The sequence below is a fragment of the Nocardia cerradoensis NBRC 101014 genome, from assembly GCF_000308535.1.
GTDB classification, from domain to species: domain Bacteria; phylum Actinomycetota; class Actinomycetes; order Mycobacteriales; family Mycobacteriaceae; genus Nocardia; species Nocardia cerradoensis.
On record NZ_BAFW01000220.1, the window covers coordinates 1 to 5,251 of the forward strand.

Genomic DNA, 5,251 nt, shown 5'->3' on the forward strand with positions numbered 1-5,251 from the left:
GGCGGTGGCGAGCGGAATTGCTGGCCGCCCGGGCGGCGGTGCCGCCGGAGACCAGGGCCGCGGAGGCCGAGGCGTTGAGCCGGTCCGTGTCGCGGGTGCTGGACATCGTCCGGCCGCCTACCGATGGGCCGCACACCGGCCCGGAGGCTCCCGGCTCGCGGTGGGTGGCGGGGTACATCCCGGTCGCGGGTGAGCCCGGTTCGGTCGCGATGCTCGACGCACTGCGGGTCGCGGGGGCTCGGGTGATGGTCCCCGTGACGGGGCCGCCCGGACCGCTGGGGTGGGCCGAATACACGGGAATCGAGGGGCTGCGGCGCGCCCGCTACGGACTGCTCGAGCCCGACGGGCCGCCGTTGGGTGTGGCGGCGATCGAATGGCCGGAGGTGATCGTGATCCCGGCACTCGCGGTCGATCGGCGCGGTGTGCGGCTGGGGCGGGGCGCCGGCTATTACGACCGGACGCTGCCCGCGGCGCGACCGGACGCACGTCTGGTGGCGGTCGTTCGAGACACGGAACTGCTGGATGCGCTGCCGGAGGAACCCCACGATCGCCGGATGGGGTGGGCATTGCTGCCGGAGGCCGGGCTGTGCAGGCTCGATGCCGGAGATCGCGAGATCGGCGGTCGATACTCGAGCGTATGAAGCAGGCACCGGGCGCTCGGACTCGGTGGCGCCGGTGCGACCTCACGCGCACCATGGGAATCAAGACCGGATTGGCACTGTTGGCACTGTCGGCTGTAGAGTGCTAAAAGACGAAAACCGTGGAGGTTCGCAGGTGCCTACTTACTCGTATCAGTGCACGCAGTGTGGCGACAAGTTCGACATCGTGCAGTCGTTCTCCGATGACGCCCTGACCACCTGCGAAAAGTGCAACGGCAAGCTGCGCAAGCTGTTCAACTCGGTCGGCATCGTCTTCAAGGGCAGTGGCTTCTACCGCACCGACAGCCGCAACGGCTCGTCGTCGGCCAGTGAGCCCGCCGCGAAGTCGAGCGAATCCAAGTCGAGCGATTCGGCCGGTTCCAGCAGCTCGTCCAGCTCGTCGAGCAGCTCGGCTTCGTCGTCGAGCTCCTCGTCGACCAGCACCGCCGTCGCCTGACCGCTCCCCCGTACCGGGCGGCCCCGCACCGCCCGGCCGGTCATCACTCCCGCCCGTGCCGGCCTCAGTTGTCCACAGCCTTTCCGTTATCCACAGAAAAGTTCTGACCTGCTCTTTTCCGGGATGACCGACCTGCCGCGGACCGTACGGTGGCCGGTATGCGGACCTTGCGATTCGATCGGCTACGCACCGTCGATACCGATCTCGGCCGTGCTCGGGGCACCGAATTCCTGTCCCGGATACGACCGCCCTGGCTCGATCTGACCCTCGTACGCCGGCTGTCGGCCGTCGGACTGGCTGCCGCGGCAGCCGTCGTCGCCCTGCGCGGCGATCCCGCCGGGCATCGCACACCGGTGGTGGTCGCGGCCCGGGACGTGCAACCCGGACAGGTACTGGCTCCTGCGGATCTGCGGTACGCGGACCTGGCACCGGACGCGGTACCGGAAGGCGCCGTCACCGATCCCGCGACACTGCTCGGCGCGACCTCGACCGGCGCTGTGCACGCCGGGGAGATACTCACCGATTTCCGGATCGTCGGCCCCCGCCTGGCAGCCGCGGCGACCGGCACGCCGAATGCCCGGATCGTGCCGATGCGCTTGGCGGACAACGCGATTGCCGACATTCTGCGACCCGGCGACCGGGTGGACGTGGTCGCCGCGGAAGACACCGGCGTGCACGGCGAGCCGGAGGCGATGGCGCCCCGGGAGCGTTCGCCGTCCGCGCACACCCTCGCCACCGACGCCGCGGTCGTCCTGATCTCCGGGGCCGCCGACACCGGTGCCCGGACCCGCGCGTCCCCCGAACGAATCGTGCTGCTGGCACTCGATCCGGGACATGCGACCACCGTCGCGGCCGCCTCGTTGCACACCGCCCTGACCGTGGTGTTTCACTGATGTTCGCTGTGTTCGCCGAGCATTTGCCGCAACTGTCCGTTAGCATCCCGAGTACCTCATTCGATAGCGGAAAGCAATCGCATCGGATGCCACGACCAGACCGAACGGCGAGGCGCGGGCACGCCGGATGAGACAGGAGCCGCAATGCTGAAAGGTTTCAGGGATTTCCTGCTCCGCGGGAACGTGATCGATCTGGCGGTCGCGGTCGTCATCGGTACCGCGTTCACCGCGGTCGTCACTGCCATCGTGACCGGAATCGTCAATCCCCTCTTGGACTTGTTCGGGGGCGCGAACGAACACGGCTGGGGCTTCTATCTGGATTCCAGTAAACCGTCCACCTTCATCGCGCTCGGCCCGATCGTCACCGCCGTGGTCAACTTCATCCTCATCGCGGCGATCCTGTACTTCATTCTGGTGCTGCCGGCGGGCCGGCTGATGAAGCGCTACGGCACCGAGAAGGAAGCCGTGATGACCGAGGTCGAACTGCTCACCGAGATCCGCGATCTGCTCTCGGAGGGCAGCAAGAGCGCCGGCGGCCGGCACGAGTTCGCCGACGTCGATTCCCTACGCCGACAGGGAGATACGCAGCGGAGCCGCTGACGGCACGGCCCTACTGCGTCTCCGGAACAGCTCAGCCCAGGCTGAACGGCTTCCCCCACAGCGTCACCCAGGAGATGACGTTGTCGGTCTCGACCTCGACGCTGACGAATGCGCGCGCCTGCGCGGAACCGCCACATCCGGTCAGGCCGATGGTCTCGTCGGACCAGGCGACCGAACCACTGTCACCCTGAAACTTGTTACGGCTCTTGTGTACATCCTGTCCGAAGTCGCCCTTCTCCTCGATGTCGAGGACGTAGAACGACTTCGCTTGGCCCGGACCGAGAGTCAGGTTGCCACCGACATTGCCGCCGGCATCCGGCTTGGCGTTCTCGCCGTCGGTCCAGTCCATGCTCGCGCTGGGCCCGCCGTCGACGCCGCCGCCGGACATGTCGACCTGGCAGCCCACGGTGTATCCGGGGTAGATGCTGCCGCCCACGGCGGTGGTGTCGCCGGACAGTTCGACATGGGCGTTGCCGGAGACCCAGGCATTGCGGTGCACCGGCGGCGCGCCGAGCGACGGATCGATATTCGCGGATTCGCCGTCCAGCCGGACATGCACCACGGTGCCGTCGGAGAGCGTCTTGGATAGCTCGCCGCCGGGCAGCGCGACGAAGGTGGCGGCGTCGGCGGCGCCGGTGGAGAACAGGCCGAGCGCGGTGGCCGCCACGGCACCGATGCCCGCGATACGCGCACCCCATCGCCGACCGTTCGCGCGGTTCGTATTCATATGTCCCCTCATCAGGTTCTTGCGGCGGCCTCGAACGCCACCGGGCGGCGCGCCGCGACGCGCGGACCTACCCGGAGGCTTCGAGAACCGCAGGTGAAGCCGCCTGAACGGGACAATAAACGGCCTGTCTCACCGCTGCCAACATCCGGCGGTGAAACGGCTCATGATCTGGGACACAGTCGATTACCGCATGTATCGGCATCAACGTCACGAGTTATCCGTGATGAGGGGGCACCTGCGCGCGCAGCCAGTCGTCCGAGGAGCGGGGTAGCTCACCGTCGGGGGCGCGCTCATCGCTGCTGGTGCGCGGCAGCGTCTCGCCGAAGACCCGCGCCAGCCGCGCGGCCTCCGCGGCCGACCGGGCGCGGCCCTTCGCCGGGCGATCCGCAGAATGCGAATCGCCCGGACGCTGCGCCCCCGTCGGCCGGTCGGTCATACCCTGATTATTCCGCCAAGCCGGACAGTTCGTCGACGACCCGGCTCACCAGCGGGCCGAGCGTCGCCATACCGTCGCGCACGGCGTCGCGGGTGCCGGGCAGATTGACCACCAGGGTGCTGCCCGAGACCCCGGCCAGACCACGCGAGAGACCGGCGTCGAGCGAACCGGCCGCGAGTCCGGAGGCGCGCAGTGCCTCGCTGATGCCGGGCAATTCACGATCGAGCACCTCGAGGGTCGCCTCCGGGGTGACATCGCGCGGCGACATACCGGTGCCGCCCACGGAGATCACCAGGTCGACCCCGCCGATCACGGCGGTGTTGAGGGCGTTGCGAATCTCGATCTCGTCGCCGGCCACCGACACCGTGGCGTCGACGAGGAAGCCGAATTCGGTGAGCAGTTCGGTCACCAGCGGCCCCAGCGAGTCCACCCCGCCATGCGCGGTTCGATCGTCCACGACCACCACAAGTGCCCGGCCCGCCACGGGAGCATCGATTTCCATGTTGCTCACCGTAGCGTCCGTGGGCGACAACCACTCCGGTCCCCCGGGCTCGTCGGCGTCGGGTGTCGGGAGCACTGTCAAAGGACGCGGTTCACGGATCATCGGCCACCCTCCGCCGGTGCGGCGCCGAGGGTCACCTCGACGGTTTTCGGATTCTGTCCTTGTGGATCGGTGTAGGTGACCTTCACCTTGTCACCCGGTTGGTGCGACCGCACGGCGGCGATCAGCGAATTGCCCGAGTCGATGACCTGATCGTCGACCCGGGTGACGATCGCACCCGACGGAATGCCCGCCTTCGCGGCCGGACCGTCCGGTGTCACGTCCAGGACCCGGGCGCCGTTGACGTCGTCCTGCGCGCGCACCGAGATCCCGATCTGAGCATAGGTGGCGTGGCCGGACTTGGTCAGCTCATCGGCGACGCGACGGGCCTGATCGACCGGAATCGCGAAGCCCAGGCCGATCGAACCGCTCTGCGAACCGGGCATCTCCGAGGCGCCGAGGGTGGCGATCGCGGTGTTGATGCCGATCAGCTTGCCGTTCGTATCGACCAGTGCGCCACCCGAATTGCCGGGGTTGATCGCGGCATCGGTCTGGATCGCGGAGATGACCGTGCCCTGCGAGCCGGCCTCACCGCTGGTCGACACCGGGCGGTTGAGCGCCGACACGATGCCGGTGGTGACGGTTCCGGCCAGGCCCAGCGGCGAACCGACCGCCACCACGGGCTGGCCGACCATCAGGTTGCGCGAGGTGCCGAGTTCGATCGGGGCCAGGTTGGTCTTGCCGGCCGCCTTGATGACGGCCAGATCCGACACCGGGTCGACGCCGACGACCGAGGCGTTGGCGGTGGTGCCGTCCTGGAAGGCGACCTCCATCTTGGCGTTGGGGCCGGCTCCGCTGGCGACGTGGTTGTTGGTCAGGATCAGCCCGTCCGACGACAGCACCACGCCCGAGCCCTCCCCCTCCGCGCGAGCGCCCGCGACGCGGATCATCACGACGCT

The 5,251-nt window shown here is 68.6% G+C and carries 8 protein-coding genes; 4 read left to right on the forward strand and 4 right to left on the reverse strand.

All coding sequences use genetic code 11. From position 1 onward, the window contains the following. The 4 genes from ON23_RS23395 to mscL all read left to right on the forward strand — a co-directional run. The coding region (locus ON23_RS23395; RefSeq protein ID WP_039780811.1) for a 5-formyltetrahydrofolate cyclo-ligase at positions 1-641 on the forward strand (641 nt) is incomplete at its 5' end. A 133-nt stretch (positions 642-774) separates the two neighbouring features. Continuing rightward, positions 775-1,095: an FmdB family zinc ribbon protein gene (locus ON23_RS37040; protein ID WP_083904195.1), complete on the forward strand. Its 321-nt coding sequence runs from the start codon at positions 775-777 to the stop codon at positions 1,093-1,095. 158 nt (positions 1,096-1,253) lie between these two features. Next, complete coding sequence (gene cpaB, locus ON23_RS23405) at positions 1,254-1,988, forward strand: Flp pilus assembly protein CpaB (protein WP_083904196.1); 735 nt, start codon at positions 1,254-1,256, stop codon at positions 1,986-1,988. Positions 1,989-2,132: 144 nt separating this feature from the next. Continuing rightward, on the forward strand, positions 2,133-2,588 hold the full coding sequence (gene mscL, locus ON23_RS23410) for a large conductance mechanosensitive channel protein MscL (RefSeq protein WP_039780813.1): 456 nt from the start codon (positions 2,133-2,135) through the stop codon (positions 2,586-2,588). Positions 2,589-2,619: 31 nt separating this feature from the next. Here mscL and ON23_RS23415 read toward each other — a convergent pair whose 3' ends face one another. From ON23_RS23415 to ON23_RS23430, 4 genes are all read right to left on the reverse strand, one after another. Beyond that, positions 2,620-3,315, reverse strand: a complete 696-nt coding sequence (locus tag ON23_RS23415; RefSeq protein ID WP_039780815.1) for an MspA family porin — start codon at positions 3,313-3,315, stop codon at positions 2,620-2,622. Between the two features lie 214 nt (positions 3,316-3,529). Beyond that, positions 3,530-3,751, reverse strand: a complete 222-nt coding sequence (locus tag ON23_RS23420) for a hypothetical protein (RefSeq protein ID WP_039780816.1) — start codon at positions 3,749-3,751, stop codon at positions 3,530-3,532. Positions 3,752-3,758: 7 nt separating this feature from the next. Further along, entirely contained in the window at positions 3,759-4,253 is a 495-nt protein-coding gene (locus ON23_RS23425; RefSeq protein WP_081879443.1) for a MogA/MoaB family molybdenum cofactor biosynthesis protein, read from the reverse strand. 98 nt (positions 4,254-4,351) lie between these two features. Then, positions 4,352-5,251, reverse strand: a 900-nt coding sequence (locus ON23_RS23430) for a S1C family serine protease (RefSeq protein ID WP_039780818.1), incomplete at its 5' end; no start/stop codon positions are given.